Annotated in this window: 29 protein-coding genes; 11 read left to right on the top strand and 18 right to left on the bottom strand. The window is 64.6% G+C overall.

All coding sequences use genetic code 11. From position 1 onward, the window contains the following. Positions 1-249 precede the first annotated feature (249 nt). Positions 250-735 carry a JAB domain-containing protein gene (locus tag C693_RS0109455; RefSeq protein WP_017462025.1) on the top strand — a complete coding sequence of 162 codons (486 nt, stop codon included), beginning with the start codon at positions 250-252 and terminating at the stop codon, positions 733-735. 27 nt (positions 736-762) lie between these two features. Here the strand turns inward: C693_RS0109455 and C693_RS0109450 are convergent, their stop codons facing one another. Both C693_RS0109450 and C693_RS0109445 read right to left on the bottom strand, forming a co-directional pair. Next, positions 763-1,863 carry a helix-turn-helix domain-containing protein gene (locus C693_RS0109450; RefSeq protein ID WP_017462024.1) on the bottom strand — a complete coding sequence of 367 codons (1,101 nt, stop codon included), beginning with the start codon at positions 1,861-1,863 and terminating at the stop codon, positions 763-765. Next, positions 1,863-2,474: a hypothetical protein gene (locus tag C693_RS0109445; RefSeq protein WP_017462023.1), complete on the bottom strand. Its 612-nt coding sequence runs from the start codon at positions 2,472-2,474 to the stop codon at positions 1,863-1,865. Before C693_RS0109445 ends, C693_RS0109450 begins: the two co-directional genes overlap by 1 nt. 346 nt (positions 2,475-2,820) lie before the next feature. Between C693_RS0109445 and C693_RS0109440 the strand changes: the two genes are divergently transcribed. After that, the gene (locus tag C693_RS0109440; protein WP_017462022.1) at positions 2,821-3,336 is read left to right on the top strand and encodes a hypothetical protein; all 516 of its coding nucleotides are present in this window, start codon (positions 2,821-2,823) and stop codon (positions 3,334-3,336) included. A gap of 98 nt (positions 3,337-3,434) precedes the next feature. On the opposite strand, the gene C693_RS0109435 is transcribed toward C693_RS0109440, so the two are convergent. The 6 genes from C693_RS0109435 to C693_RS23630 all read right to left on the bottom strand — a co-directional run bounded on the left by C693_RS0109435 (position 3,435) and on the right by C693_RS23630 (position 10,474). Further along, entirely contained in the window at positions 3,435-6,494 is a 3,060-nt protein-coding gene (locus C693_RS0109435; RefSeq protein ID WP_017462021.1) for an Eco57I restriction-modification methylase domain-containing protein, read from the bottom strand. Positions 6,495-6,508: 14 nt separating this feature from the next. Further along, positions 6,509-8,260 (bottom strand): N-6 DNA methylase, encoded by a 1,752-nt coding sequence (locus C693_RS0109430; protein WP_026107307.1) that lies wholly within the window; start codon positions 8,258-8,260, stop codon positions 6,509-6,511. A 7-nt stretch (positions 8,261-8,267) separates the two neighbouring features. Then, on the bottom strand, positions 8,268-8,462 hold the full coding sequence (locus C693_RS0109425) for a ribbon-helix-helix protein, CopG family (protein ID WP_157798579.1): 195 nt from the start codon (positions 8,460-8,462) through the stop codon (positions 8,268-8,270). Between the two features lie 278 nt (positions 8,463-8,740). Next, a complete protein-coding gene (locus C693_RS0109420; RefSeq protein WP_017462018.1) occupies positions 8,741-9,196 on the bottom strand; it encodes a hypothetical protein in 456 nt (151 codons plus the stop codon). Between the two features lie 21 nt (positions 9,197-9,217). Next, positions 9,218-10,210, bottom strand: a complete 993-nt coding sequence (locus C693_RS0109415; protein WP_017462017.1) for an SOS response-associated peptidase family protein — start codon at positions 10,208-10,210, stop codon at positions 9,218-9,220. A gap of 18 nt (positions 10,211-10,228) precedes the next feature. After that, positions 10,229-10,474, bottom strand: coding sequence for a hypothetical protein (locus C693_RS23630; RefSeq protein WP_157798578.1), 246 nt, complete (start codon positions 10,472-10,474; stop codon positions 10,229-10,231). 87 nt (positions 10,475-10,561) lie between these two features. Between C693_RS23630 and C693_RS0109410 the strand changes: the two genes are divergently transcribed. From C693_RS0109410 to C693_RS21435, 3 genes are all read left to right on the top strand, one after another. Then, a complete protein-coding gene (locus tag C693_RS0109410; protein ID WP_026107305.1) occupies positions 10,562-11,155 on the top strand; it encodes a LexA family protein in 594 nt (197 codons plus the stop codon). 59 nt (positions 11,156-11,214) lie between these two features. After that, positions 11,215-11,529: a hypothetical protein gene (locus C693_RS0109405; protein WP_017462015.1), complete on the top strand. Its 315-nt coding sequence runs from the start codon at positions 11,215-11,217 to the stop codon at positions 11,527-11,529. A gap of 98 nt (positions 11,530-11,627) precedes the next feature. Further along, positions 11,628-12,791 (top strand): Y-family DNA polymerase, encoded by a 1,164-nt coding sequence (locus C693_RS21435; RefSeq protein WP_241762658.1) that lies wholly within the window; start codon positions 11,628-11,630, stop codon positions 12,789-12,791. A gap of 4 nt (positions 12,792-12,795) precedes the next feature. Here the strand turns inward: C693_RS21435 and C693_RS0109395 are convergent, their stop codons facing one another. The 5 genes from C693_RS0109395 to ftsY form a co-directional block, all read right to left on the bottom strand. Continuing rightward, complete coding sequence (locus C693_RS0109395) at positions 12,796-13,527, bottom strand: hypothetical protein (protein WP_017462013.1); 732 nt, start codon at positions 13,525-13,527, stop codon at positions 12,796-12,798. 332 nt (positions 13,528-13,859) lie between these two features. Then, the gene (locus C693_RS0109390; protein ID WP_017462012.1) at positions 13,860-14,138 is read right to left on the bottom strand and encodes an oxidative damage protection protein; all 279 of its coding nucleotides are present in this window, start codon (positions 14,136-14,138) and stop codon (positions 13,860-13,862) included. Continuing rightward, positions 14,135-15,211: an A/G-specific adenine glycosylase gene (gene mutY, locus C693_RS0109385; protein WP_017462011.1), complete on the bottom strand. Its 1,077-nt coding sequence runs from the start codon at positions 15,209-15,211 to the stop codon at positions 14,135-14,137. The genes C693_RS0109390 and mutY overlap by 4 nt, the downstream gene beginning before the upstream one ends. Then, entirely contained in the window at positions 15,208-16,266 is a 1,059-nt protein-coding gene (locus tag C693_RS0109380; RefSeq protein ID WP_017462010.1) for an AsmA family protein, read from the bottom strand. The genes mutY and C693_RS0109380 overlap by 4 nt, the downstream gene beginning before the upstream one ends. A gap of 24 nt (positions 16,267-16,290) precedes the next feature. Next, complete coding sequence (gene ftsY / locus C693_RS21430) at positions 16,291-17,388, bottom strand: signal recognition particle-docking protein FtsY (protein WP_017462009.1); 1,098 nt, start codon at positions 17,386-17,388, stop codon at positions 16,291-16,293. 74 nt (positions 17,389-17,462) lie between these two features. Here ftsY and rsmD point away from each other — a divergent pair, with 74 nt between their 5' ends. From rsmD to C693_RS0109345, 6 genes are read left to right on the top strand one after another with little or no spacing between them, the layout of a single operon-like run. Next, the gene (rsmD, locus tag C693_RS0109370; RefSeq protein ID WP_017462008.1) at positions 17,463-18,035 is read left to right on the top strand and encodes a 16S rRNA (guanine(966)-N(2))-methyltransferase RsmD; all 573 of its coding nucleotides are present in this window, start codon (positions 17,463-17,465) and stop codon (positions 18,033-18,035) included. Positions 18,036-18,064: 29 nt separating this feature from the next. Further along, positions 18,065-18,604, top strand: coding sequence for a pantetheine-phosphate adenylyltransferase (coaD, locus tag C693_RS0109365; protein WP_017462007.1), 540 nt, complete (start codon positions 18,065-18,067; stop codon positions 18,602-18,604). Beyond that, positions 18,597-19,097 carry a hypothetical protein gene (locus tag C693_RS0109360; RefSeq protein ID WP_017462006.1) on the top strand — a complete coding sequence of 167 codons (501 nt, stop codon included), beginning with the start codon at positions 18,597-18,599 and terminating at the stop codon, positions 19,095-19,097. Before coaD ends, C693_RS0109360 begins: the two co-directional genes overlap by 8 nt. 59 nt (positions 19,098-19,156) lie before the next feature. Beyond that, positions 19,157-19,417, top strand: coding sequence for a YfhL family 4Fe-4S dicluster ferredoxin (locus tag C693_RS0109355; protein ID WP_017462005.1), 261 nt, complete (start codon positions 19,157-19,159; stop codon positions 19,415-19,417). A 30-nt stretch (positions 19,418-19,447) separates the two neighbouring features. Further along, the gene (locus tag C693_RS0109350; protein WP_017462004.1) at positions 19,448-20,311 is read left to right on the top strand and encodes an MBL fold metallo-hydrolase; all 864 of its coding nucleotides are present in this window, start codon (positions 19,448-19,450) and stop codon (positions 20,309-20,311) included. Then, the gene (locus C693_RS0109345) at positions 20,311-21,372 is read left to right on the top strand and encodes a TMEM43 family protein (protein ID WP_017462003.1); all 1,062 of its coding nucleotides are present in this window, start codon (positions 20,311-20,313) and stop codon (positions 21,370-21,372) included. The genes C693_RS0109350 and C693_RS0109345 overlap by 1 nt, the downstream gene beginning before the upstream one ends. Positions 21,373-21,430: 58 nt before the next feature. Here the strand turns inward: C693_RS0109345 and C693_RS0109340 are convergent, their stop codons facing one another. The 5 genes from C693_RS0109340 to C693_RS0109320 all read right to left on the bottom strand — a co-directional run bounded on the left by C693_RS0109340 (position 21,431) and on the right by C693_RS0109320 (position 25,212). After that, positions 21,431-22,699 carry an EAL and HDOD domain-containing protein gene (locus tag C693_RS0109340; RefSeq protein WP_017462002.1) on the bottom strand — a complete coding sequence of 423 codons (1,269 nt, stop codon included), beginning with the start codon at positions 22,697-22,699 and terminating at the stop codon, positions 21,431-21,433. Between the two features lie 57 nt (positions 22,700-22,756). Continuing rightward, positions 22,757-23,203 (bottom strand): flagella synthesis protein FlgN, encoded by a 447-nt coding sequence (locus C693_RS0109335; RefSeq protein WP_017462001.1) that lies wholly within the window; start codon positions 23,201-23,203, stop codon positions 22,757-22,759. Continuing rightward, a complete protein-coding gene (gene flgM / locus C693_RS0109330) occupies positions 23,200-23,544 on the bottom strand; it encodes a flagellar biosynthesis anti-sigma factor FlgM (RefSeq protein ID WP_017462000.1) in 345 nt (114 codons plus the stop codon). The genes C693_RS0109335 and flgM overlap by 4 nt, the downstream gene beginning before the upstream one ends. Positions 23,545-23,638: 94 nt before the next feature. Then, positions 23,639-24,328, bottom strand: coding sequence for a flagellar basal body P-ring formation chaperone FlgA (gene flgA, locus C693_RS0109325; protein WP_017461999.1), 690 nt, complete (start codon positions 24,326-24,328; stop codon positions 23,639-23,641). Further along, entirely contained in the window at positions 24,325-25,212 is an 888-nt protein-coding gene (locus C693_RS0109320) for a methyl-accepting chemotaxis protein (RefSeq protein ID WP_430536804.1), read from the bottom strand. The genes flgA and C693_RS0109320 overlap by 4 nt, the downstream gene beginning before the upstream one ends. Positions 25,213-25,678 lie beyond the last annotated feature (466 nt).

The following is a 25,678-nucleotide window of genomic DNA, read 5'->3' as shown; positions in this document are numbered from 1 at the left end:
AGATGTCATGTGCGCACGACACGCCCAAGGCGCGGACGCCTACATGCCCAACATCTCCCGCGGCAACCCGGAATGGCGCCTAGTTGTGAGCCAGGATGGCTAGCGATCGTCCCGCGCAAGGGGCACGCCCCTCGTCCACGGTGTTCCCGCCTCTACGTCCCCGCACGGCGGGGCGTTCCGGTGCTGCAGGCCTCTTCTCGCGTCGCTCACCGGGGCCCACGGCGCAATCCCGCGCCGCGGGAGAAGAACATGAGCCTCATCCGCGACAGCCAAGGCAACTACCGCCGCAAGGGCGACATCACCGAGCAAGACATCCTGAGCACCGCCGAGACGCTTCTGCGAGCGAAGCTGGAACGCCAGGGCAGCATCAGCAACCCGAGCGATGCAGGCGACTATCTCCGGATGCGCATCGGCAGCCTCCCTCACGAAGAATTCCACATCCTGTGGCTCGACAATCGCCACCGGATCCTCGACTGCCAGAAGCTCTTCACCGGCACGATCGACGGCGCCAGCGTCCACTCGCGCGAAGTCATCCGGGCAGCGCTCGACATCAACGCCGCAGCCGCCATTCTGGCTCACAACCATCCGAGCGGGGTGGCAGAACCCAGCGCATCGGATCGCACGCTCACCACGGAGCTGGTGAACGCGCTCAAGATCGTGGGAGTGCGGGTGCTCGATCACCTGCTGGTGACCGCGGGTCCGGTGACCAGCCTGGCAGCACGCGGGCTGATGTAGCCCGCGTCTATCTCTGCTGTCCGGCTGCTACTTCACCAACGTCAGGTGGCCACCGGCTCCGGCCCTCTTCGGCACCTGACTAAGACCGTAGAGCGCACAGAGCTCATCGGGATGGATGTGGAGGCTCTGGGCCAAGTCGGCGAGGCTATATCCGAGATCGCCCAGATGAAATTCGACGAGCTCCGCGAGGACGCGCGTGGGCTCGCGCTCGATGGCGATGCTCTCGGGCTCCGCCCTTCGGTAGCCCATGGCGCTCATTTGCCGCCACAGGTATTGGGCCTGCGTATCGGAGATGCTCCCGATCGCTTGGCCGCACATGATCAGGGACGCCATGGACGTCCGCCAGATCGGCTTGAGCGCGGCGATCTTGGCCAGGCTGATCTTCTTGTCCATCAAGTAGGGGCGGATGTCGCGCTTGGGCATTAACAGCGCGCTGGCGAAACGGTTGGCCTCGTCCTCCATCGTTGGAGAGGGGACGCTATGCATGACCAAGTGCCCCAGCTCGTGAGCCAATGTGAAGCGTTGGCGGTCACCTGGGGCGGACTGGTCAATGAAAATGCAAGGCGGTGAGCCGAGTGATCGGATCGTGAGGCCGTCCACCCCGACCGAGGAAAGGTCGCACTCGACGACGAGAATGCCGGCGCGCTCGATGTAGGACGTGAGGTTATGGAGGGGGCCGCTGGGGATCAGCCAAGTGCGGCGCACCATCTCAGCGATCAGATCGATGTTGCCCTGATATTCGTCCACATCCAACGCAGGCAACGGCAACTGCGCCTCAACGTCCGCAGCCGCCAGCAAGCGACGGACGTGCATGAGGCGAATGTTGAGATCGGCCTCCAACTTCTCCAGCGCACGGCTCCCGGTGCTGGCTTTTCGGCGATACATGGCATTGCCGTGCACGCTGATCGGCAGACCGAACGAGCGATCTGGTTCAAAGAAAATGCTGGAAGGAAAATCGACCGCCTGGGCGAGGCGGTCGATGATGTCGGGTGACGGGTCGGCGATCAGGCCTGCTTCAATCTTGGATATGGCGGCTTGCGAGACCTTGGCGTCAGAGGCCAGTTGTGCCTGGCTCTTGCCGCGGGCCTGCCGGACCGTGCGGAGTATGTCTTTGTTGAACGTGGCCATCACTGCTCACCGGCTTCACCGGTGTCATCTGTTTTGTTGTCCTGCCCCTTGCGGCGAACCAATCCGGTTCGACCCGCCTCATCACTGGACGAGGGTTTCGCGGGGGTGGAGGAAGAGGGCAGGGAGGCTACCGAATCGGTCAGCAACAAGGAATAGCTCCACGCGATCGCGTCCCCCTCCCGCGACACTACTGCGATGTCGCTGAGGTCGGTCTGCGTGCGATTGAGGGAGTAGGTCACTTCGACGCGCTGGGCTGCCGGAACCCCGGTGAGCGGCATCTGCGGATCGTGGAAGGCGAGTGCTTCCTGAGTGGGGTAGTTTCGGGTGAAGCCCTCGTTGTCGGCCTTTTTCAGCCGGAACGCGACTGTGTCATTGATCAAGAAGTGATAGGACTCGTTGTGCAGCTTGATGGTGACGCCGGGGACGTCAGTCAGCGCGAGAACTGCATAGTGGACGGCCTGCTCCCACACGAAGTTGGCGCGACCGCGCGCTCGCCAGTGCTGGTAGCCCGCCTTCTGCCAGTCCGCCCAAGCCCGGATATAGGACCGGATCAGGATGGGCGCCACGGGCGCAAGCGCGGTCTGAACAGTTTCAAGGTCGGCATTGGCCATGGCGGGTGCTCTGGGGAGTGGAGGCGGCACGACAAAAATACATGCAAATTATAACTCATTCAATAACCCTGCATCCAAACGACGACGGGCCCCCGCCCGATTGCCGAGATCGGTGGGCCAGAACCGTAGGGGGGGGGCAGAACAAGGATGCCCCGGTCGTCGGTTCCACCGGACATCGACGTCGGCAGGCGATCGCCAGACATCACAGTCGGATCGGGCCAGACTTGCGGGGCAGTGCCAGCATGCCCACCAGAGCGACCGGGCGATGTAGGCGCAACACACCTTCGGACGTCGGATTGGCGCGGCAGGGGCTATCCGTTTGCCCATACCATGCGGGGACACCAACATGGACACCATGGTCTCGAAATCTTCGCTTCTCGGCGCCGCTGGCGAGCACTACGTGATGTGCCAGCTCCTGCGGCGCGGCTTCATCGCCGCCCTCGCGCCGGCCGGTGTCCCAAATGCCGACATCATCGTGTCCGACGATCTGGGCCACCGCCTCTCCGCGATCCAAGTGAAGTCGCGGGTGGCGAAGGGAAGCGATGGCGGCTGGCACATGAAGGCAAAGCATGAGGAGATCGTCAGCCCCTCGCTGTTCTATGTCTTCGTCGACTTCGGAGCGCCCGAAGCCCATGAGGCACCGAGCTGCTGGGTGGTGCCGAGCACCGTCGTCGCGGATGTGATCAAGCGCTCACACGCCGCGTGGCTGGCGGCGCCTGGGAAGAGCGGGCAGGCCCATCAGGACGGCGTTCTGCGGCGGTTCTTGCCAGACTACGACCGGAAGGGGCTCGCAATCGGGTGTGGGCTTGGATGGCTGGATCCCTATCGGGAGGCGTGGGACGAGCTCAACAGGACGAACTAGCTGACCAAACCATCGATGGCACGAACTTTCGACACCGAGAACGCGGTGTCGAGTTACTGGCGAGGCGCATCAAGCCGCGATTGGGGAAATCGAACACGCTACGTTGGGACGGGGACGCTGTGGATCAGCTCCATATCATCCTCGCTTAGTCCCCAAATAGCCGTCATCCTGTTCTCGATGCGGGACTGCAGCACTCTCACTCGCCGTTCGGCTCGCTCACGATCATGCGGGGTCCCCGCTCTGTCGGCCCTTGCCTTCAATTGGATCAGCTCGGTGACCTGCTCACGGATAGAGGTGAGGTCGGCTTCGCTCGGGAGAGGGATGGGAACCCCATCGACATACTGTTTGCCGTGGGAGTAGTAGCCACCGCGGAACGTGCTGGTGTTTGTTCGAATAAAGGCCTCGCTGACAGGGTGGTTTAGCGAAGCGAGAAGGTAGTAGTCATCGATCGGAGCACCAGGCAGCGAGCGGGCCATGTAGTAGGGTCCGTTTCCACCTCCGGTGACCACGACGTCAGTATCATCGTAGGAATATCTCGGTTCGAGAGACAGAACCGGAAAGATGATTTTTGGCGTGCCAAACTTCTTCAGACTTTGTGACCTGCCAAACTGGTAGAACTGTCGCTCCGCCTTCGGTCCTCCCTGGACGTTGCGACGCTCAAGCTCTTGCTGACGGGCTGTCAGATAAGCAAGGCATACGGGAAAGCGCGCGGCCATCTCGTCTGGTTGCAGCAAGCGAGCAACTTGCTTATCTCCCGTGTCCTCGATGGCATAAGGGAAAATCATCCAAGTATTGGATTGGCAGGGAGCGTAGGCATGCAGCTGAACATCAAGTAGCGAAGGTCGCAACGCCGCTTTTTCGATCGGCCAGTCGCGACCGCCCCAGTGATGAGTCACTGTGTCTTCCGTCTCTCCAACGCTCTCGAAAATATAGATTTCGTCAGCACTTGTTTGAACGCCTACGAAGACATCGGCGACGTCAGAAATCGTGGTTGGATGCGCTTCGCGGATGCGCTCGAAAAGCTCGGTGACCAATTCATCCTGGAACTGCCAATTATCGGCAGTCAGAGCTTCTGCAGCGAGTTCAGTTATCTCAGCGCTGCCGCTATAGCGCCACTCCTCAAGTTTGCTCGGCTTCTCAAGAGTCACCGAACCGACTCCACTTTTGGACGCGATCAAGACGCATGTGTAGTTTGCGGCGCGGCGACCGAAAACCTGCTTCACCCCAAAGTGAATGATGTGCTCGATGATGGGGCGCGCTGTCAGCAGGGAGCGTAACGATCGGCCCGCCTGAGTGTTCATGAACTTGTGGGGAGTGATGACCCCGAGACGGCCAGTGTCCGTTAGAAGTTCGAGCGAGCGCTCAATGAACAGCGCATATTTGTCGAAATTGTCGCGCCGGGCAGTGCTGTAAGGGGACCGAGGGTCGTGATAATAAGCGACCTCCTCCGGTGAATAGGTCGCCATGTTCTGGATGCGGATGTAGGGCGGGTTCCCGACAATGACATCAAAACCTCCCCGCTCGAACTCGCGTGGAAATTCGAGCCTCCAGCTGAATGGATTTATTTTCTCGGCAAGTCGTTCTGTCATGGGGCCGAGAGCGGCTTCCCATTCTTCTTCGCTGACGAGACTGTTTCCCGCCTTGAGTTGACTGTCGAGGGATGGAAGGGCGCGCGCACCATGGTGGTTGACGAAATCTTGGAGGCTCGCGGCCTCCTCGTCCTCAATGAGCTTTAGAAGTAAGCTGAAGCGCGCGACTTCAACAGCACCCGCATCGATGTCGACGCCGCGAATGTGGGCGCACAAGATGCGGCGCTTCTCCGCGTAGGTCAGGCGCCATTGACCCGCGCCTGCGTCGTAGATGCGACTTCCGACATGCGACGCACGATCATGACCTTCATACCACGCCAAGTAGTGGTCCAGGAGCATCTCGAATACCGAGAGGAGGAAGATGCCGGAACCGCAGCAGATGTCTGCAATCGTAAATGCATCAAGTTCCTCAGGGCTCCTTCCTCGCAGCGAAGGTAGCAGCGTGCGATCCACGATGGCATCGACCACGTAGCGGGGAGTTGGCACCACTCCACCGCTTTCTCGCACCTCGGGCTTACTGACGACGGCCACGTGGCCGTCTTGAATCTGGATCTCTTCACCCAGAAATTGCTCGTAGATCTCTCCGAGAACCTCCGTCTCCACGACCGCGAAGGTATAGGGGCTTTCAGGGTAGTAAAGCTCCGCAAGGATCCCGTGCAAAGTGTCGTCATTGATACGGACTCCCAGGCGGGCGTCGTCCAAGAGGCGAAAGATTCCGGAGTTGTAGAACGCGTCAGCCCGGCGAATCTCTGCCATGAGGGCGTCGAACGTGTTGTCAGCCGGGAGGTCCTTAAGCGTTTCGTATCGCTCGATGTCCCGGTCTTCGCAGATCCGTAAGAAGATGATGCGTGAGAGGAAAAGCTGGACAACGTAGGTCAGCTCTTTCGCAGTAAGGGCTGATCCTGCTGCGTAAATGTCCTCAGCAAGCCTTGCGCGCCAGCGCCTGACTTGAGTCAGGAAATAGTCGTCGAACTGGTCGGCGCCGCGCCGAGCTTCGTCGGCTTCGAATATTTCATCGAACTTACCTGAGTAGACCGATTCCCGCGAAAGCAGAGGCCAGAGTTCGTCGAACCGAGCATCGAACTCGTCATAAGTCAGCAGCAAGATGCGCGCGACGCGCGCTTCCGATTGCGCGTCAGGGACTGGCCTGCAATCGTAGATGGCAAGTTGCCGAAAATTGGTGAGCACCGAAATAGGGAGGCTTGCGGAATATCCGTAGCGCCTGGTCTGAAACGCTGCCTCCTGGCTCCTGTCGATAGACACGGAGGGCTTCTTCGCCTCGACGAACAGTTTGCGCTGCCTTGCCAGTCGCAACTCGTAATCTGGGCGCTTGTTGAGGCGCTCGGGGCCGACTTCAACGGTAGCCTCTTCGACCACTTCACGCAGGCTGAGCGGAAGGCCGGCGGCGTTATGCACATCCCAGCCAAAGGCTTCAAGCAGCGGAGTGATGAACTCCGTTCGGGCCTGCGTCTCATTGTAGACGGCGCGTTGGTAGTCGGCCTCGTTACGCCGAAACTTGGCGACGAGCAACGCCACCGCTTCCCGCGCTCGCTCACGTGCCTCCAACATCCCTGTTCCAGCGTTCATTCAGATGGACCCGGCGCGCTGTTAGCCCTGACGGATTTCCGCCTCGATAGCCTTCGGTCTCGCATCTTTATCCAAATGTCACGGAGAAGGAGCGTTTCCGCTTTCGTCAAGCCCATGTGCTTCATCAGCACGATGCGTGCGTTCTCTTGGAGAACATCGTCAATCTTCCCAAGTCGTGTCAGACGATCACACTCCTCGACTGGAAGGGCGCCGTTCAAGGTCGCAGGCATGAGCAAGCGTTCTGCTTCGGTGGGCTCCAATTCCAGCACCCCACCGCCATAGCTTCGCCCCTCAATCTCCGCGGACGCAGCGGTCATCCACGAATATGTGTTCGCGATGATGCGTTCCGCGTTTCCGTTCTTTGCAGTGAACCGATGGATGGTGTCCGTTGACGTGGCGCCTGCGTCATTCAAGACGACGCGCGGAAAGTCATAGATCTGGCGAAACAAGAATCCGTCGGGGATCCAGACAGAAGGGACGGCATACCACGGCTTTCGGATCGAGCACTTGTATCCGGTATGGACTTCCTGCTCTTCGCCAAAGCGGATGTAGCGCTTGAGCGCCGCTGGCAGCTTTGACTCGGTCAGGTTCTTGAGGTCGAGCAAATGAACCCTGTCACCGGCTTCGGCCATGGCCCGCCAATCCATCATGTTTACGCGCGCTCCGCGCAGATGAGCCGAGCGTGACACCAATGGTGCCGTATAGCCGTTCAACCCCAGGTCTTCAACCTGTTCACTTGTCAGCACAAAGAATTCGTTGCGGCCGGTGACGACGCCCACATCGACGCTCGCATGGGTCGATAGTGGGGTGGCTACGTCAGAGCTGCGCAGCTCGCGCATGAACTCGATTTCACGCTGACTGAGGAAGTATTTCAGCCACTTTTCGTGATCGTGCTTAATCGTCTTCGGTTCAGCCTTGGCCAAAACGCTCTTGGGTTTCCGCTTGACCAGTTCTGCAACTGTTGAAGTCTCGGTCATCGCGACGCGACATAGGTTGGCTTCCGAGGCTTGTTCAAGTCGGCCGTCCGCCAGCAGCAGGACGACTTCTTGCTCTGCCTTCTCAAAGAAGAGTTCGTTGCAGGCCACGATATCCAGCCGCGCGAAGCGATCAGTGAGGAACGACCGCAGCTGCGCTGCATAGGTGACCTGCAGGATCTCCGCAGGAAGAACAAGGCCGAGCTTCCCACCTGGCCGCAGAGCGGCCGTCGCCGCGACCACAAAAGGCACCCAAATGTTGGTCAGCCGATTGGGGGTCAGGCCTTCGCCCGCCATCATGTCCATCGCTAGCGTGCGATGCGGCTCGGGGAACGTCTGATATCGGATGAAGGGTGGGTTGCCCACCACCGCATCGAACACCGCCTTTGGATGGTCCTTATGCCAAGAAAAGAAATCTGCCGTCACCACAGCTTTTTCTGCGGACGCGGATAGGATTTCCTTCAGCGTTGTGCGTGCTATCTCGGCTTCGTCAGGAATGATCTCGATACCGGTTAGCTGCTTCGATGCCCGGCCCTTTGTGGTGCCTAGGTCGAGCAGCCTCTGCGCTGCCGCACGGAGAAATGCCCCGTTTCCACAGCTTGGTTCTAGAACGCGGCTGCTTGGGTCCTCGATCGTCCACTCACAAACCCATTTGGCAATTTCATCAGACGTGTAATAGCCACCTCGCAGCTTGTCGGAAGACAGGTTCTGGAAGCGGCCGGCTTTAGCTCGCAGAGGGGCTCTGGAAGCAGTGGACTTCTTAGCGGGAGGCATGGTCGGCTCAGGTGATCTTGGAAAGGAGCGGCCACTGCTCCGAAACATACTTTTCGGCCGCGTCACGGATCACCCAGGCGAGTGACACCTTTTTCTGCGACGCGATCTGTTCGAGAAGATGGTAGAGCTCGGGGGGAAAGCTAATCGAAGCTCGTAGAGCCGTGTCTCGCTTCGAGCTCTGTTCCATTTTGGCGATTGCCATGAGGTGCCCCCGGCGGCCGTTGTGCTGCACCACTTTACATCACAGTGGTGCGCTGATCCACCTCGGAGGCTGGGGTGTATGCCGTCTCGCGCCCTTGTTGGAGGCCGTGCCTTGACCTGTTCGATACGGGAGCCATGGTTCCGTGGTTCAGTGCCCAGTGGCGCGCCAAACCCCCATGGTTTGTCCGGGGACCGCCGGTCTGAATCGAACCCAATGGGTTCCATACGCTACTCCTGCGGACCGAACATGCTTGTGCTGAAACGTTCGGCCGAATTGCTCTAAGCGGGGTCATTCAAATCGCGGCTCTCGGACGCTTCGATTCGAGCCTGGAGTAGCGCATGGTTCGCCGCGAACCAGGTGATCCATGGCACGGCAATCCACATAGCTATGTAGATCCAGGTGAGCCCCCAGCGTTCAATCGACTCCAGCCAGTTGGCGGGGTGGCCAGCATCTTGGTGGAAGAAGAAGCCGATCGAGATTGCCACCGATACCGCCAGCAAGGCATTGCGCACCAACTCCATGTTGATAGCCGTGATTCGCAGGTTCGCTCTCCACGTAGCGTCTTTCAGGCGGTAAGCAAGAAAAGGCAAGACGAGCCAGACGTTGGTGCAGAAATCTTCATGGGCTCGGAACCACTCCCCGAAGATGGCGCGTGCGACCATGCCCAAGGCTTGCCATCCCAAGATGAGCAGCAGTCCAATCAATGCCACGTCTTGGATCTTTCCCCATTTCATAGGTCGTCCCCTGCGAACGCTTCAATCCTCGTCGCTGCTCTTCGGGACCAGTTCGTGCTGGTAGAAGGCGTCGATCGGATCCTCCAAGATGGCGAATTGGGCCCCTAGGTTCTTCGGATCGGGATCCAGCCACACGTCCAGGTTCTCCGGCCGTAGCGGGATCACACAGCGGTTGTGCCCCGCAGCCAGCACCTCTGGCGGTGGCTCGCGGGTCACCGCTGCGAAGGTGTAGAACCCTTCCTCACCTTGGGTCGGTTCGACATACCGATACAAGCACGCCAAGAGCATGTCTTGTGCGGGCGCCGGGCTGAAGACGATCTCGATGTTCTGCTCCCGCTCGCCCGGCGCCAACACCCGCTGCTGGTTGTCATGCAGCAGCACGGACTCGTAGAACCGGCGCGCGACCACCACGCCGTGGAAGTGCCCGAAGATCCCGCGCCACGCGGTCTTCAGTGAGTCCATCCGCGCGTTATACGTGCCCGGTTTCATGCGTTCGTCTTGGTCAGACCACCCGATCAGGCGGCAGCGGTAGCGGGCGGGCACGATCTTCCGCTCCCCGGTCTCCGGATCACGGATGAGGATCGGGCAGAAGTGCCCCGGCCAGATTCTTGCGAACCCATCGTGATCCTTCGCAGTCTGCTCGGCCTCAGCGATGCGTTCCCGGGCATCGTTGATCTTGTTTTGGGCGATCCGCGCCTCGTTTTCGGCCGTTTTTGTGGGCTTCGTGGCCAGCTTGGCCTGGGCTTTCAGCAGTCGCTCGGTTTGCTCGGCAACGATCTCTTCGTAGTGAAGAACCACTTCGCGGTAGGCCTGCACTACGGCAGCCTTGACGTCCTGTTCGTCCCGGCTCGTAGCCTGATCGAACGCATCACGCACGGCCTTCGGCACGAGCTTGGTGAACGAACCTTTCTTGCCCTGGTGGAAGAACAGGTCCACGAAGGCTTTGAGATCCAGTGTGCCGCCATAGCGCTGGTAGGTGCGGAAATCGGCGACAACCTCGGCTGAGTAACACATCCTCAGTATCCTCGGAGATCAGAGTCGTTTCTTCCGCGACTCTGCGGCCGGCTTTGATTGCTTTGCCAGGTCTGACAGCAGCTTCGCTTCATACTGAGCGCGTGCTGTAAGCATGTCAGGTCGGGTTCGCCAGGCGATGCACTCCCCGCAACCGTCTGCATCGGCATCATGCTCCAAAGCATGTCTAGCCTTAGCCTTGATGCCCTCGGCAAAGTTGTCGACCATCCCCTGGGTCTTCTTTCGTTCGGTGGGTGTCATGACCATGGGGGCAGCTTACCTCCTTGGTCTCTCAATTCCTGAGATCAGCCTGGTGGTAATCTTGAATTCCGTGCAGAATTCAAGATGAGGCCCATGACACCCTCCCAGCATGGCGGATCCCGCCCTGGCGCTGGCCGGAAGCCCGGCGGCGCGTTCGGCGAGCCCACGCAGCCCGTTCGGGTGCCCGTTTCCCAGTTAGAAACGGTGGTGGCCTACCTCGATGCGTATCGACAGCCAGCGATGGCTGAGCAGCCGCGCCAGGTGATCGCGGAATCTTCGCCCATCCAGCTCATCTCGATCGCCCAGCGCATTCCCGCGGGGTGGCCTAGCCCCGCGGCCGACTACCTGGACGACACGATCGACCTCAACGCCGAGCTCATCACCCCAGGGCACGCCGACGCGACCTTTGTGCTCCGCGTGAGTGGCTGGTCGATGATGTTGGCCGGGATCATGGATGGTGATCGCATCGTGGTGGATCGCGCTATAGAGCCGCAGAAAGGGGACATTGTGGTGGCGGTGTTGAACAACGATCTGACGGTGAAGCGGCTAGGTGAGGTTGACGGGTTTCCGGCATTGATCCCGGAGAACCCGCACTTCCAGCCGATCGTGATGAAAGAAGGGGATGAGCTGGTGATCTGGGGTGTGGTCACCCATTGTTTGCGTTCTTTCAGGCGCGGAAAGGGATGAGTTCACGGGAAATATCCAGACATAAATAAAGACGGATATTTCAACAACAGGAGAATCTTATGAACGCATCCAAACACCCCCGTTACACCCAACAAGCCTTGTTCGACGCCAAGAAAGCCGGCGTCGATTACACCTTCGGTTTCGGCACCGACAACCCCTTGGACCTCAACATCGAAAGCCACAACTTTTTGCTGCAAGGCTACTGGATGAATCTGGCCACTTTGCGCACGGTGCGCCGTCCGTTGGCCGCAGCGATTGACACCACACCGCAGGTGGAAACGCTTTATCACGCCAGTAAGCTGGTGGATTTGCTCTGGATCGAATGGGACACGCAAGCCAACGAAATCACCGGCACGTGGCGAGCGGACAAATGAAACCCCCAGATGCGCCTCCACGCCGCATCGGGCTCGTGGATTGCAATTCGTTCTACTGCTCGGCGGAGCGCGTATTCCGACCGGACTGAGATTCGTTGGTGAAACGTCTCGGGGTGCCCATGGGACAACCGTGGTATCAGTTGCGCGATGAGGCCCGCCGCAAAGGTTGGCCGATCGTCGCCATGTCGAGCAACTACACCCTCTATGGGGACATGTCCCGGCGCGTGATGAACGTGCTGGCCGGCTATGTGCCGGCGGAAGACCAGGAGGTGTATTCGATTGACGAATGCTTTCTGGACTTCACCGCGCAGCCGCGGCTGAACCTGGCCAACACCGGCCAGGACATCAAGCGCCGAGTGAAACAGTGGACAGGGCTGCCGGTGTGCGTGGGCTTTGGCGCCACGAAAACCTTGTCGAAGCTGGCCAATCGCATTGCGAAAACCCAGCCGCAGTTCAACGGCGTGTGTGACCTCACCGCGATGTCTGACACCGAGCTCGATGCGGTGATGCGTCTGGTGAAAGTCGAGGACGTGTGGGGCATTGGCAGCAAGCTCACCGAAGCCCTGATGGGGGCTAGCATCACCACCGCCGCCGACTTGCGCCGCGTGGACGCCAAAAGGGTCCGCGAGCGGTTCAACGTGGTGGTCGAACGCACCGTGCGCGAGCTGCAGGGCGTGCCGTGTGTGGCCTGGGAAACCACGCCACCGGCGAAGCAACAGATCATTTCCTCGCGCAGCTTCGGGGCCCCGGTCTTCACCGTTGAGGAACTGGCCGAGCCCATTCGCATGCACGCGGGACGGGCCGCGGAAAAACTCCGGCAACAAGGCAGCGCCGCCGCGCGCGTGGGCATCTGGATCGAAACGAACCGCTTTCGACCCCAAGACCCTCAGTATTGTCCGATGCGCTGGATCAACATGCCGGGTGCCACCGATGACACGGCGCTCCTGACCACGTGGGCCATCGCCATCTTGCGCGCCGTCTTCAAGCCGGGCTTTCGTTACGTGAAGGCCGGCGTCATGCTCGATGACATCCGGCCCAAGGGCCTAGTGCAGGGACTGTTGTTCGATGGGCACCCGCCCGAGCAAGACCTGCGCCGCGAGAAACTCATGAGCGTCCTAGACAAAGCCAATGCCAAGTGGGGACGCGGCACGCTGGGGATCGGCAGCGATGGGCTCAAGGGTCCCCGGGCATGGACCATGCGCCGCGAGATGCTCAGTCCGTGCTACACGACCCGGTGGGACGAGCTGCGGACGGTGAGCTAGCCTCTCAGGATCTGGTGCTCGGCTTGGCCAGCTGACCGTCGCCCATGGTTCCCCCGGCCATCGCCCTCAAGGTCGCCTCTCGCTCCGCGCTCCGATCTCTGTCCGGCTTGTCGCGGTGATACGTGACCGACCGCTCCAGATATTCGGCCAGCGAGAGTTGCTCGCAGGTGGCGCCCTCAATTTGCTCATCCGAGAGCTCAAGACGCAGCGTCTCGATCAGATCGACGGGGCGCACCGATTTGCCCGGCGACCGGTCGGGGATCATCGCAAAAACCCATTCGTCTTCAGCCTGGCCTTCGGCGAGGAAGCTGGCGAACGTGGCGTGCTTGACGCCCTTGCGCCGGCCGCCCCGCATGAGGGTCTGGTCGAGGCCCAGGTGCTTCGGGTCAGACGTGCCCGTGATCTTGGTCATGCGGGCTTCCGCGGACGTTGGGGCCTTGTTGGGGGGCTCCGGCCGCTGGGAGTCAGGGCGCCTCTCTGAACCCGTCTGGGCCTCTTCCATAAGCTCGCGCATGAGGCGACGCAGCTCTCCCATCGGGTAGACCACCTTCTTGTCCGTGAGGTAGACGAACTGCGGCGGGGTGCGGCCAGCGCTGCGCCACTCTTGCAAGATCGTGGGTGCCAACGAAAGCCACCCCGCGGCGAATTTCTCCGGGATGGGCTTCAAGTCGTCGGCTTGATCCATGGCCAGCACGAACGGATCCGTGCTCAGATCAGCAAGTTTGTAACGAGCCACGGCGTCCTCCGGTTCCCTTTTCTAAGGTTCGAGAGGATAGGGGTTACGTGGCGCGAGCCGCAATTTTGGAGCCGGGGATCGCTTAGGCGGCTCGTTGGCCCGTTGGGGTTCCGTGAGGGTTCCAGAAAACATTAAGGCCACCGCATGGGTGGCCTAGATCTTTGTTTCTACGCTGATTTTTTGCACTTCGTCCCGGCCGAGGTGAGTCTTTTCAATCCCCTGCTCTACCAACTGAGCTACCCGGCCACGGGTCTTGCGTTCCAGATCGGGGCCGGCAGGCGGTGGCCAGTGCCCCGTGGAGCCGCGCATTAAACTGGAAGCGTGCGATGGCGTCAAGACTCCGCGTCGGGCGGTACGTAGCCCGGCGGCTGCTCGGTGCCGCCCTCGAACAGGTACTTCTCCATCTCGCGCGCGAGGAAGCTGCGCGTGGATGGATCGAGCGGATTGAGCCGGTTCTCGTTGATCAGCATGGTCTGGTGAGCGAGCCACTGCTGCCACGCGGGCTTGGAGATTTCCAGGTAGATGCGCTGACCGAGCGCCCCCGGCCATGGGGCGAAGTCGAGTCCTTCGGCATCGATGTCGAGTTTGCTGCAATGAATGGTGCGGCTCATGGGGAATCCTCCGGAAAGCTCTCGGACAGCGAGTCGAGCAGGGTTCGTATGGGGGCGGGCAAACCCAGTTGCATGCCCCGGGATGGCGCGATCCAGCGCGCTTCGGCCTGGTCGGCGACCCCGGCGAGGGGGGTGACGCGGTCGAACAGCCAGGGCTCTGCAGCGAGCTTGTAGTGGCTGAAGACATGAATGAAGGGAGGCAGGGCGCATGCGTCGCCGAGACGGGCACGTTGGCCCGCAACGCGCCATGCCTCCTCGGATGATGCTGCTTCCGGCAGGCTCCACAGGCCCGACCACACGCCCTGGGGACCCCGCCGCTCGAGCAGGATGCGGCCATCGGTATCGCGCAGTACCAGCATCACTGTCTGGCGGGTCGGTGTGCGCTTGCCCGGCTTTGGGGTGGGCAGTTGCGCGGTGAGACCGTCGCGCCGGGCGATGCAGTCGTCGCGTACCGGGCAGTCGTCGCAGCGGGGCTGGCTGCGGATGCATACGGTGGCGCCCAGATCCATGATCGCCTGGGTGTAGTCGGCGGTGCGCTGGGCCGGAGTGTGCGTTTCGGCGTGCCCCCACAGCAGCTTCTCGACGGTCGATTTCCCCGGGTCGCCGTGTACGCCGTGGTAGCGGGCGAGCACACGCTTGACGTTGCCGTCGAGGATCGGGAAGCGCAGCCCGTGGGACTGGGCCAGAATCGCGCCCGCAGTCGAGCGGCCGATGCCCGGGAGCGCGAGCAGTGCATCGATGTCGCGTGGAAGGGTGTTGCCATGCTCGGCCACGCATCGTTGCGCCGCAGCGTGCAGGAAGCGGGCGCGCCGGTAGTAGCCCAGCCCGGACCACAGTGCCAGCACCGTGTCCTCGTCGGCTCCGGCCAGATCGCGCAGGGTGGGCAGGGTCTCCACGAAGCGGTTGAAATAGGGAATGACGGTGGCGACCTGGGTCTGCTGCAGCATGACTTCGGACAGCCACACGCGGTAGGCGTCGCGCCTCCCGTCCGGGCCGGGTCGCTGCCAGGGCAGGTCCCTGCGGCCGTGCCGGTCGAACCAGCGCAGCAGGCGTTCGGCGAACCGGTCGCTCATGGCGTCGAGCTGCTGGCTGGGGCCGGGGCGCTGCCGGCCGCGGCAGGAATTCCTTCGCCGAGATCCAGGCTCAGTCCCTCGGCGCTGACGCCGCCAAAGGTGGCGTGATCGATGTCCAGGTGACCGCTGCCGGGAGGCATGGCCAGCTGTCCACCGTCAGCATCGCTCAGTTGCGACCACCAGTTGGCCAACTGCAGCGGTGGCAGGCGGACATCGGCGTTGCGACCGGGACCGGCCAGGTGAACGGTGAGCAGGAGCGGATCGCGCAGGTTGGCCGGCGTGAGCCGCAGCGACAGGTCGTAGCGCCCGGCGTCGGCGAGGTCGACGCTGCCGGCCAGATCCGCGGAGGCGTCTGCTGCCCCGTGCCAGCGGGCGTTGCCGCGCAGGTCCAGCGTCGTGTCGGTACCGTGCGAGAGATGCAGGTCGACGTTCTCGAAGCCCATCCCGTCGCCGCTGGCGCGTGGCGTCGCCAGCAGTCGCAGCTGGACCGGGTCGCCGCTCGCGTCGCGGGCGGTGAGGTCGAGCGAGAACGGCTTGTCGGGGTGGAGCTGGCCGGTCTCCAGCGCCAGGTTGTCGAGCAGGATGTCGTTGCCGCGGACCAGGCTCGCGCGGCTGATCAGGATGCCGGTGTCGATGCGCGGAATCTGCGGCGCCCGATTGCCCTCGCTGGAGGGCAGGTGCCCCAGCCAGCTCTGCAGCGCATCGAGATCCACCCTCGGCGCGTCGATCTCCAGCCGGGCAATCGTGGTCGGTCCGCCGAACAGGGTGTGCCATGGCAGCGCCAGTCGTCCTCGCGCGGCCAGCAGGATCGGCATCGATGCGCCGGATTCGTTCAGCGTGATGCCCTGCAGCTCCAGCGCCGGGTGCGGGAACAGCGTCGGCCTGGCCGGGCTGGCCAGGCTCAGGTCGAGCCCCGCGGCGCGTGCTTGTGCCTGCAGTGTCGCGGTGAAGCGGTCCGGTTGCAGCAGCCAGTAGACCCCGATGACCGCGGCCAGCAGCAGCACGCCCACCGCGCTTGCGGCGCCGAGCAGCGCGAGCCGCCAGCGGCGGCTCACCGTCCTGCGCTCCACCGGGAAACCTCAGCCATGACCGATGCTGGAGGGCAGCAGGCCGTCGACAAAGGCCTCGGCATCGAACACGCGCAGGTCCGCAGCGGTCTCGCCCAGGCCGACGTAGCGGATCGGCAATCCGAACTCGCGGGCCAGCGCGAACACCACGCCGCCCTTGGCGGTGCCGTCGAGCTTGGTCACCACCAGGCCTGTGACGCCGACGATCTGGCGGAACTGGCGCACCTGGTTCACCGCGTTCTGGCCGGTGGTGCCGTCGATCACCATCAGCACCTCGTGCGGGGCGTCGGCGTCGAGCTTCTTCATCACGCGGGCGATCTTGCCCAGCTCGTCCATCAGGCCGCCCTGGGTGTGCAGGCGGCCGGCGGTGTCGGCGATCAGCACGTCGGCACCGCGCGAGCGGGCGGCCTGCAGCGCGTCGAAGATCACGCTGGCGGCATCGGCGTCCTGGCCCTGGGCGATCACCGGGACTTCGTTGCGTTCCCCCCAGGTCCTGAGCTGGTTCACCGCCGCGGCGCGGAAAGTGTCGCCGGCGGCGAGGATCACGCCACGGCCCTCGTCGCGATAGCGCCGGGCAAGCTTGCCGATCGTGGTGGTCTTGCCTACGCCGTTGATGCCGACGGTGAGGATCACGAACGGCTTGCGGCCGGCCACGTCCAGCGGCTGCTGCACGGGTACCAGCAGGTCGACCAACGCCTTGCGCAGGGCCTGCAGCAGGACGCCGGCATCGGCGAACTCGCGGGCGTTCATGCGCTTGCGCAGGGACTCGACCAGCTGGGTGCTGGCCTCCACGCCCACGTCGGCGGTGATCAACGCGGTTTCCAGCTCGTCGAGCAGGTCATCGTCCAGCCGCGGATTGCGGACGAACAGGGCCCCCAGGCTGCGCGCGAAACCCGAGCCGGCCAGTCGCTCGCGCCAGCCGCGTCGGGCGGGAAGCGCTTCCGCCGCCGGTTCCGTGGTGGGGGCGGGGGCTGCAGGGGCTTCGGGGAGCGGCGTGGCGGTCGAGAGGGGGGCGCTGTCGCCACCCTCCGCCGCCGCGTCTTCCGGCACGGCGGCCTTGTCCTGTTCCGGCACGTCGTCGGCAGGCTTCTTCTTCCAGAACTTGAGCATGTCAGGGGGGAATCAAAGACAATGGGCGGCATGCTATCACCCCGATCCCGACTTCCCGCTGAGGCCGCGACCCGATGAAGCGGGGATCGGGCCGTATCCGCATCATCGGCGGCAGCCTGCGCAATTCCCGCCTGGACGTGCCCGAGCTGCCCGGTCTGCGGCCGACGCCCGAGCGGGTGCGCGAGACCCTGTTCAACTGGCTGGCGCCGGTGGTGGCCGGTGCCCGTGGGCTGGATCTGTGCGCGGGTACCGGCGCGCTGGGCATCGAGGCGCTGTCCCGTGGAGCCGCCAGCGTGCAGTTCGTCGAGGCACAGCCGAGAGCGGCGCAGGCCCTGCGCGACAACCTGGCCCGGTTGAAGGCGGCCGGCGGTCAGGTGGCGACGATGGATGCGCAGCGCTTCCTGACCGGTTCTCCCACGCCGTTCGATCTCGTATGGCTCGACCCGCCGTTCGATGCCGACCTGTGGACCGGGTTGGCCGCGCGGCTGGAGCAGGGATGGCTCAGTCCTTCGGCCTGGCTGTACGTGGAGTCGCCGCGGGGGCGGGTGCCGGAGCTTCCCCCGGCCTGGGCACTGCACCGCGAGGCGGAGGCGGGCGAGGTGCGCCACGCGCTCTATCGCCGCGCGGAAACGCTTCCGTTAAGCTAAACGCCCTTCATTCGGGCTCCCGAGATTCCGTGATCAAGCCGCCGGTCAATACGCGCCTTGCCGTCTATCCGGGCACCTTCGACCCGATCACCAACGGCCATGCCGATCTGGTGGCGCGTGCCGCGCCGCTGTTCGACCGGATCGTGGTGGCGGTGGCGGAAAGTCCGAACAAGGGCAAGGGTCCCGGTTTTTCCCTGCAGGAGCGGATCGCCCTGGCCCGGCTGGCGCTGGCCGACCTGCCGAGCGTGGAGGTGCGCGGTTTCGACTGCCTGCTGGCCCAGTTCGTCGATCAGATCGGCGCGGGCGTGATCATTCGCGGGCTTCGCGCGGTATCCGACTTCGAGTACGAGTTCCAGCTGGCCAGCATGAACCGGCACCTGATTCCCCAGGTCGAGACGCTGTTCCTGACGCCGGCCGAGCAGTACAGCTTCATTTCCTCCTCGCTGGTGCGCGAGATCGGTCGCCTCGGCGGCGACATCTCCGGTTTCGTGCATCCTGCGGTGCAACAGGCCATGCGCCAGCGCTGGCACAAAAAGCAACCTGAAAAAGAAGGTGATCACCATGCGTAAGTTCGTCCTTGCCGTCACGCTCGCCCTGGCGGGCACCGTCATGCTCTCGGCCTGCCACAAGCAGGACGATGCGCAGCAGGCCGCCCAGCAGGTCCAGAAGGTCGCCAAGCCGACCGATCCGAACGACACCAAGGCATGGAACGCCTACCTCGGCCAGATCGTCACGGCCAACATGCAGGGCATGACCGCCGACCGCCCGTACGCCTACCTGGTGCCGGCCGGCGACGATGCCGACTCCCAGGCCAAGTACGGTCGCCAGCTGGAGGCGGTGCAGGACGTGGTCGCCCGCGGCGTGCTGCCGGGCAACATGCTGGTGTTCGCGGGTCCGAGCTCGGCCAAGACCGCCGACTTCATCACCGCGGCGTTCAAGGACGCCAAGCCGGGCTCGTTCAAGGACGTGATCGTGCTGTTCATCGGCGACGAGGCCGACAAGCAGCGCGTGACGGACGTGCTGACCCCGACCGCCGCCAACATCCGCTTCGTCGCGATGTGATGTCCGGCGTCCGCCCGCTCCCGGCATCCGGCCGGGGGCGGGGGATGCGTGCAGTTGCCATGTCCCTGAAAATCCTCGATACCTGCGTCAACTGCGACGTCTGCGAGCCGGCTTGCCCGAACCAGGCGATTTCGCTGGGCGAGGAGTTCTACGTGATCGATCCGGCCCGGTGCACCGAGTGCCACGGGCATTTCGACGAGCCGCAGTGCATCGCGGTGTGTCCGGTCGAATGCATCATCGTCGACCCGGACCACGTGGAAACCGAAGCGCAGCTCGACCTGAAGTACCGACAGCTGACCGGGGCCGCCGACGGCCATTGAGTCGGCATCCCTCAACCGCAGGGCCGACCCATGGAATTCTTTTCCCTCACCGGCAATTCGCAGCGACTCGACGGCGGAGCCATGTTCGGCAATGCGCCCCGCGCGCTGTGGTCGCGCTGGATCGAGCCGGACGCCGAGAACCGCATTCCGCTGGCCTGCCGCTGCCTGCTGGTGAAGGGGCTGGACGGCCGCAATGTGTTGTTCGAAACCGGTATCGGCGCATTCTTCGAGCCGTCGCTGCGCGAGCGCTATGGCGTGGTCGAAGAGCGTCATGTGCTGCTCGACTCGCTCGCCACGCTGGGTCTTTCGGATGAGGACATCGACGTGGTGGTGCTGTCGCACCTGCACTTCGACCATGCCGGCGGCCTGCTGGCGCCGTGGGCACAGGGCGAGCCGCCCCGGCTGCTGTTTCCGAAGGCGCGTTTCCTGGTGGGGGCGGACCACTGGCGCCGCTCCACCCACCCTCATCCGCGCGACCGTGCCTCGTTCATTCCGGAACTGACCTCGCTGCTCGAGTCCAGCGGGCGGCTGGAGCTGGTCGAGGGCGTGCATTCGAAGACGCTGGGCGAGTCCGTGTCTTTCCATTTCTCGGACGGGCATACCCCGGGGCTGATGATGGCCGAGGTGGGGGGGCTGGTGTTCTGCGCCGATCTGATTCCCGGTCGCCACTGGGTGCACCTGCCGATCACCATGGGCTACGACCGCTGGCCGGAAAAGCTGGTCGACGAGAAGCGGGAGTTCCTGGAGGACAAGCTGGCCCGTGGCGTGCAGTTGTTCTTCACCCATGATCACGGCTGTGCCCTGGCCGAGGTGGTGCGCGACGAGCGCGGTCGCTTCGGCACCCGCAACGAACGTGGCGCGATCGCCGGTCCCCTGGCCGGGGTGGCGGCCTGATGGCGAAGATGCACCCGCCACGGCGCCAGGTCTCCGGCAGCGCCCTGCTCAAGGTGCTCGGCGCGGTGCTGCTGCTCGGTGCGCTGGGCATGCTCGCATCCACCGAGAACGCATTGCTCGCCTACCGCCAGGCCGAGCAGCGTCATGGCGGCGAGGTGATCGACATGGCGCACCAGGGCGGGCCGCGTCCCGGCCTGTACGGGTACATGGTCCGTGTCGCTGGCCCGATCGACGTGGTGGCTCCGCCGCGCGACGACGATTTCAACCAGAGCGCGTCCACACCCGTGCTGGTCCGTCACGTGGAGATGTTCCAGTGGCGCGAGGTAGTGGTGGCTGGCGAGGCCCACTACGAACTGGACTGGGTCGACCGGCCGGTGGATTCGAGCCACTTCACGCAGCCGGTGGGGCATGTCAATCCCCGGCGCTTCCCGATCGCCGGGCGCCAGTTCGATTCCGGCCAGGTCGACGTGGGGGGATTCAAGCTGTCGTCGGCACTCCTGCATGCACTGCCTGGCAGCGTCCAGATGTCGCCCGACCCGAAGGCTTTGCCGCCGAATCTCGCCGCGAGCTTCTCCCTCCACGACGGCTACCTGACGACCAGCGCGCATCCTTCCACGCCGCGGCTGGGCGACCTCAGGGTGAGCTGGACCATGGTTCCGCTGCAGGCCGTGACGGTGGTGGCGCGCCTCAAGGGCGACACCCTGATGCCGGCCGAGGACGCGCCCGACGGCAAGGGCTACGAGGTGCAGGTCGGCGACCGTTCGCTGGTGGATATCTTTCCGGATCTGCCGGTGCCGCCCGATGGCGCCATGCTTCGCCGCGTGGTGGCGGGGCTGCTGGCGGCGCTGGGCGTGCTGATGCTGCTGTGGGAACGCCGTCAGCACCCCAGCGACCTGCTGCTTCCGGTGGGGCTGGGTGCGCTCGTGCTTGGTGCGGTGGGCGGCGTGATGTGGCTGGGCGGCGGCGGCCGCACCGGCATGCACTGGTTCGAGATCGCACTGCTCGGTCTGCTGCTGTCCGCGTGGCCGTTATGGCGGCGCCGCAGTCACGACGAGGGCTGAGCGGAAAGCCCCGGCGGCTGCATGTCGCGGCCCGGTCGGGCCGCGATGCAGGGGCCACTCAGTTCGGCCGCCCCTCGGCGTGCGAGAACACCTGGTCGGCGAACTGGGTGGCTTCCAGGTAGATCGCGGCCATGCGCTGGATGCGCTGTGGCTGGGCGTTCTGGCCGGTGAGCTCGCCGGCTTCCCAGGCGAAGATCTGCTCCAGCAGCGGGCCGAACGGGCCACGGCCGCCGACCAGGGCGTCGGCGATCTCCGGCACCAGCGGCAGGTGGCTGAGCACGAACTCCATCGGTGCGCACATCAACGTGTCCAGCAGCGAGAACAGGCCGGTGGTGAAGGCCATTTCCTGCTTGTCGCGCGGCATGCCCGCGCCGGCGGCCAGCTTCTCGCACATGTGGGCACGGATCAGTGCCGCGCGCAGCAGCTCCGGCGGACGGTCGTCCAGCCCGCTGAGCGACATGGTGTAGATCCAGTTGCGCATGCGGGTGACGCCGAAGAAGATCGCCGCCTGCTGCACCGACTTCAGCTGCCGCGGCAGCGCGAAGTAGGCCGAGTTCACGCAGCTCAGCAGCTTGTAGCTGAGGATCGCGTCGTCACGAATGATGTCGCCCAGCTCGACCGGGCCGGGGTTGGACTCCTGCAGTTCGCGCATCAGACGCAGCATGCTCAGCCGGTTGGCGGTGAGCACCGGCACCTCGACGGTCTCCGGGATCAGCAGGTAACGTCCCTGGATCGCCTGCAGCGGCAGCTCCAGGCAGCGCTGGTAAGTGGTGTGGTCGTCGACCTGGCCGGCGACGACCCAGATGCCGCGGTCGTGCAGTTTCTGGCTGGTCTCGCGCAGGATCTCCGGACTCATCTTGCCGGCATCCAGGCGCACGAACTGCACGATCTGCAGCAGTGCCTCCAGCGCAGCCGAACCGGCCATTTCCGCATCGGTGATGTCGAGCATCAGCAGGCAGCCACGCTGTGCCATCTGCTGCAGGCGCTCCATCAGGGCGGCGTCCTGGGCCGCCGACGGCTCCAGCAGCACGCCGAAGCGCGGCTGGTGCAGCAGCACGTCGGTCTGCTCCAGCAGCAGGTCGCGCGACAGGCGCAGGAAGGTGCGGTTGCCCCGTACCAGCCGGGTGAGCGCGCCGTCGAGGATGGTCGACAGCACGCGCTGCATCAGCGCGGACTCCTCGATGCCCTCGCGGTGGAACAGGATCTCGTAGGCGAACAGCTGGCGCTTGGCGTCGAGCATCGGCAGTCGCACTACCGGCAGCGGCTGCTCGTTGTTGAGGCCGCCCGGGGCGGCGGGAGCGGAGACGGTGGCGACAGCTTCTTTCATGGGGAGGGACTTCGCGCGTGCTTGCGGGGCCGGGGGAGCCCCGCGGAATTCGTGGGTTCAGGCTTCGGCAAGCGGCTGCGAGCGCGAGCGCAGCTGCACGCCGCCCGTCCGCCCGTATACACCGCCGTCCAGGTCCTGCCCGGTCAGGATCGACAGTGCGCGGCGGATGCTGCCGAGGCGCTGCCCGACCAGTTGGCCGTTTCTCTGGTTCATGTCGCGACAGTCCGCCAGCGCCGGCAGCAGCGACTGCCAGCGCGACTCGAGCGCCAGGGCAGTGCGTGGTTCGGCCAGGTTGAGCTGCAGCCGTTCGGCATCGAGCTGTTCAAGCGCCTGCATCAGCGCCTGCTTGCGGCTGCCGGCCGCGTCCAGCGCCACCACATCGGCGGCGAGCAGGGCGGTGCGTTCGTCGTCCAGCACGCCGGCCAGTTCGGCCAGCGTCTTCTGCATGTCGTCCAGCACGGTGCTCAGCGCGCCGTCCAGGCCGACTTGCAGGTGGGCGCTCATGCGCCGCCGGCCGCCGGCTTGGTGCCGGCCATCTGGTGCTCCATCGAGAGCATGCCGTCGGCGATGCGCTCGGGGTTCACCTGGTAGGTGCCGGAGGCCAGCGACTGGCGGATGCGCTCCACCTTGGCCGTGTCGATCGGCGAGGCGTCGCTGGAGCGGGCGGCTTCGGCCAGCGCGCGGGCCGAGTCGGTCAGGTTGACCTTGTCCGCGCCGCCTGCGGTGCTGGCGGAGGCATCGGCCGGACCCGCCGGAGCGCTGCTGCCGGCCTGGGCACCGCTGCCCTGGCTGACGTTCGCCTGCGGGAGCTTGGGCAATCCGTTGTTGGAAATCGTCGTATTCATGGGTGTTTTCTCTGCTCGTATGAGCCCCTGTGTCCCCGGAATCGGCCGGTTGCGCAAGAACTTTAGGCCTGGCCAGTCAAAATATTTTCTTGCCCTAAGGTAGCGCCAATACTTCGCCGGGGCCGCGAACCATGGCGTCGATCACGCGCCCGGAGCTCTCGTTGCGAACCCGCAACCGGGCGCCATTGTCGCCGCTGCCCAGCGCGACACCGCCGGCTCGGACCTCGATTCCCCCCAGGTCGGCGACCACGGCGACGTGGTCGCCTGCCCGCACCATGTCGCGCCCGCCGAGTGCCGAGGGTGTCAGCACGCTGCCCGGGGGCAGCGGGCGGGCCAGACTGCGGCCGGCGATCTGGTCGAGCCGGTCGAAATAGCCGTAGCCGAGCCGGGTGATGTCGCGCGACTCGGTGCGCACGTCGCCCGGCTGCACGCCGTCGCCGCGCTGCAACGGATGGTTGGTGATCAGCACGTTGCGGAAGATCTGCAGGCTCACCGGGATCCGCACCGACCAGCCGGCGCCGGCGGTGCAGCGCACCTCCACGCTCATCCGCGGCCGTGGCGGCAGGTTGGGCGGCAGGCTGGCGACCATCATGCCGCGGCAGTCGGCCAGGGCCAGTCGCGGATCGACCGGGGCGGCCTGCGCTGTCACCCGGCTGCCGGGAGCGGAGTACTGCTGCACCAGCCACTGCTGCGCGAACGCGCTGACCGGATCGCCGCCGGCCACGGCGGGCAGGGCGACCAGGGCCAGCAGGGCACTCAGCAGTAGCCGGATGCGTTGGCTCATGCCTCGTCCGCGAGCAGTTGGGCCAGCTGGTTGACCAGCGCCTCGCGCTCGGCCTCGAGCGGGGCGGTCAGTTCGCCGGCCTCGGACTTGCGACCCTCGCACAGCAGGTCGACGAATGCGGTGCCGCGCTCGCCCAGCCGCTGGCAGGTATCGAGCATGCTCGCGGCGACCGGCTTCTCTCCCTGCAGGGAGAGCAGGCGCCCCAGTGCGCGTTGCAGCGCGTGGGTATCGAACCAGCGGCGGTCCAGTGCGGCCGGTTCGGCCAGCGCCAGCTCCATCGCCTGGCGCATCCCCTGGACCGACTCGCGTACGGTCAGGCTGAGTGCCGCCAGGTCCTTGCCGCTGCTGCCTTCCAGCCATTCCAGGCCCAGCCGCTGCGAGAGCAGGGCGGAGCGGGCGAGCACTTCGGACTGGCGACGCGCTTCGGTGCTGCGTCGCTGCAGTGCGCCGAGGGTGGCCTGGGCGCTGGTGGCCCGCACATGCTGCGCATCGTGGTTCTGGCGCAGGCCGGCAACCCGGTCGCGCGCCAGCTGCAGCGACTCGGTGCCGCGTTGCAGCGAATTGTCGGCCTGGCCCACGCCCTGCTGGGCCCGTTCCAGCCGCTGCATGCCCTGGCGGACGTCGCCGTCGAGCTGCAGCGAGAACTCACCGATCGAACCGGTCACCGCCTCGATCTCGGTGGTGGTCTGGGCGGTCTTCTCGGCCAGCTGCTTGACCTCGTCGGCGACCACCGCGAAGCCGCGACCGGCCTCGCCGGCGCGCGCCGCTTCGATGGCCGCGTTGAGCGCGACCAGATTGGTCTGGTGGGCGATCTCCTGCACCGCGCCGGTCAGCTTGCGGATCTGTTCCACCTGCTCGGCCAGCTTGTTCTGGTTGCGGTTCATTGCCGCCATGGCGCTGCGCAGCAGGCGCAGCTGCCCGTCCAGCTCGCTGATGTTGCCGGCGCTGGCGTGACCGGCCTGGTCGGCGCTGTCGAGGCTGGCGGCGACTTGCTGCAGGGCCGTCGAGATCCCGGCACTGCCATCCGTCAAACGGCCGACGCTGTCGCGGCACTCGCGGGCGGAATCCTCCATCGCCGCCTGCTCCCGTGCCAGTTGCTGGGAGGCGCCGAGCAGCAGGCTCTGCTGCTCGATGGTCTGCAGCGCGACGCCGGCCGGCGGGCGAGGGGCGGTCAGCTTCAGCAGGGGCGCCAGCACCTCGGCCAAGGCCGGATGCCGGGCGCCGAGCCGGGCGAGTTGTGCCTCGTCCGCCCGGGTGGCGGCTTGGACGAAGGCGGCCAGGTGCTGGCTGCGGATGAAGCTCATGGACGGGCAGTTCCTTTAACTAAGGGCAAGCGCCGGATCGGCCGCT

Source organism: Dyella ginsengisoli LA-4 (assembly GCF_000334915.1).
Taxonomy (GTDB): Bacteria; Pseudomonadota; Gammaproteobacteria; order Xanthomonadales; family Rhodanobacteraceae; genus Dyella_A; species Dyella_A ginsengisoli_A.
This window is presented reverse-complemented; position numbering and strand designations above follow the sequence as displayed.

What these genes read in the sequence shown, in the direction of transcription:
- C693_RS0109455 (WP_017462025.1), top strand. Translation starts at nt 250, where the DNA reads ATGAGCCTCATCCGCGACAGCCAAGGCAACTACCGCCGCAAGGGCGAC.
- C693_RS0109450 (WP_017462024.1), bottom strand. Translation starts at nt 1,863, where the DNA reads ATGGCCACGTTCAACAAAGACATACTCCGCACGGTCCGGCAGGCCCGC.
- C693_RS0109445 (WP_017462023.1), bottom strand. Translation starts at nt 2,474, where the DNA reads ATGGCCAATGCCGACCTTGAAACTGTTCAGACCGCGCTTGCGCCCGTG.
- C693_RS0109440 (WP_017462022.1), top strand. Translation starts at nt 2,821, where the DNA reads ATGGACACCATGGTCTCGAAATCTTCGCTTCTCGGCGCCGCTGGCGAG.
- C693_RS0109435 (WP_017462021.1), bottom strand. Translation starts at nt 6,494, where the DNA reads ATGTTGGAGGCACGTGAGCGAGCGCGGGAAGCGGTGGCGTTGCTCGTC.
- C693_RS0109430 (WP_026107307.1), bottom strand. Translation starts at nt 8,260, where the DNA reads ATGCCTCCCGCTAAGAAGTCCACTGCTTCCAGAGCCCCTCTGCGAGCT.
- C693_RS0109425 (WP_157798579.1), bottom strand. Translation starts at nt 8,462, where the DNA reads ATGGCAATCGCCAAAATGGAACAGAGCTCGAAGCGAGACACGGCTCTA.
- C693_RS0109420 (WP_017462018.1), bottom strand. Translation starts at nt 9,196, where the DNA reads ATGAAATGGGGAAAGATCCAAGACGTGGCATTGATTGGACTGCTGCTC.
- C693_RS0109415 (WP_017462017.1), bottom strand. Translation starts at nt 10,210, where the DNA reads ATGTGTTACTCAGCCGAGGTTGTCGCCGATTTCCGCACCTACCAGCGC.
- C693_RS23630 (WP_157798578.1), bottom strand. Translation starts at nt 10,474, where the DNA reads ATGGTCATGACACCCACCGAACGAAAGAAGACCCAGGGGATGGTCGAC.
- C693_RS0109410 (WP_026107305.1), top strand. Translation starts at nt 10,562, where the DNA reads ATGACACCCTCCCAGCATGGCGGATCCCGCCCTGGCGCTGGCCGGAAG.
- C693_RS0109405 (WP_017462015.1), top strand. Translation starts at nt 11,215, where the DNA reads ATGAACGCATCCAAACACCCCCGTTACACCCAACAAGCCTTGTTCGAC.
- C693_RS0109390 (WP_017462012.1), bottom strand. Translation starts at nt 14,138, where the DNA reads ATGAGCCGCACCATTCATTGCAGCAAACTCGACATCGATGCCGAAGGA.
- mutY (WP_017462011.1), bottom strand. Translation starts at nt 15,211, where the DNA reads ATGAGCGACCGGTTCGCCGAACGCCTGCTGCGCTGGTTCGACCGGCAC.
- ftsY (WP_017462009.1), bottom strand. Translation starts at nt 17,388, where the DNA reads ATGCTCAAGTTCTGGAAGAAGAAGCCTGCCGACGACGTGCCGGAACAG.
- rsmD (WP_017462008.1), top strand. Translation starts at nt 17,463, where the DNA reads ATGAAGCGGGGATCGGGCCGTATCCGCATCATCGGCGGCAGCCTGCGC.
- C693_RS0109360 (WP_017462006.1), top strand. Translation starts at nt 18,597, where the DNA reads ATGCGTAAGTTCGTCCTTGCCGTCACGCTCGCCCTGGCGGGCACCGTC.
- C693_RS0109355 (WP_017462005.1), top strand. Translation starts at nt 19,157, where the DNA reads ATGTCCCTGAAAATCCTCGATACCTGCGTCAACTGCGACGTCTGCGAG.
- C693_RS0109350 (WP_017462004.1), top strand. Translation starts at nt 19,448, where the DNA reads ATGGAATTCTTTTCCCTCACCGGCAATTCGCAGCGACTCGACGGCGGA.
- C693_RS0109345 (WP_017462003.1), top strand. Translation starts at nt 20,311, where the DNA reads ATGGCGAAGATGCACCCGCCACGGCGCCAGGTCTCCGGCAGCGCCCTG.
- C693_RS0109340 (WP_017462002.1), bottom strand. Translation starts at nt 22,699, where the DNA reads ATGAAAGAAGCTGTCGCCACCGTCTCCGCTCCCGCCGCCCCGGGCGGC.
- C693_RS0109335 (WP_017462001.1), bottom strand. Translation starts at nt 23,203, where the DNA reads ATGAGCGCCCACCTGCAAGTCGGCCTGGACGGCGCGCTGAGCACCGTG.
- flgM (WP_017462000.1), bottom strand. Translation starts at nt 23,544, where the DNA reads ATGAATACGACGATTTCCAACAACGGATTGCCCAAGCTCCCGCAGGCG.
- flgA (WP_017461999.1), bottom strand. Translation starts at nt 24,328, where the DNA reads ATGAGCCAACGCATCCGGCTACTGCTGAGTGCCCTGCTGGCCCTGGTC.
- C693_RS0109320 (WP_430536804.1), bottom strand. Translation starts at nt 25,212, where the DNA reads ATGAACCGCAACCAGAACAAGCTGGCCGAGCAGGTGGAACAGATCCGC.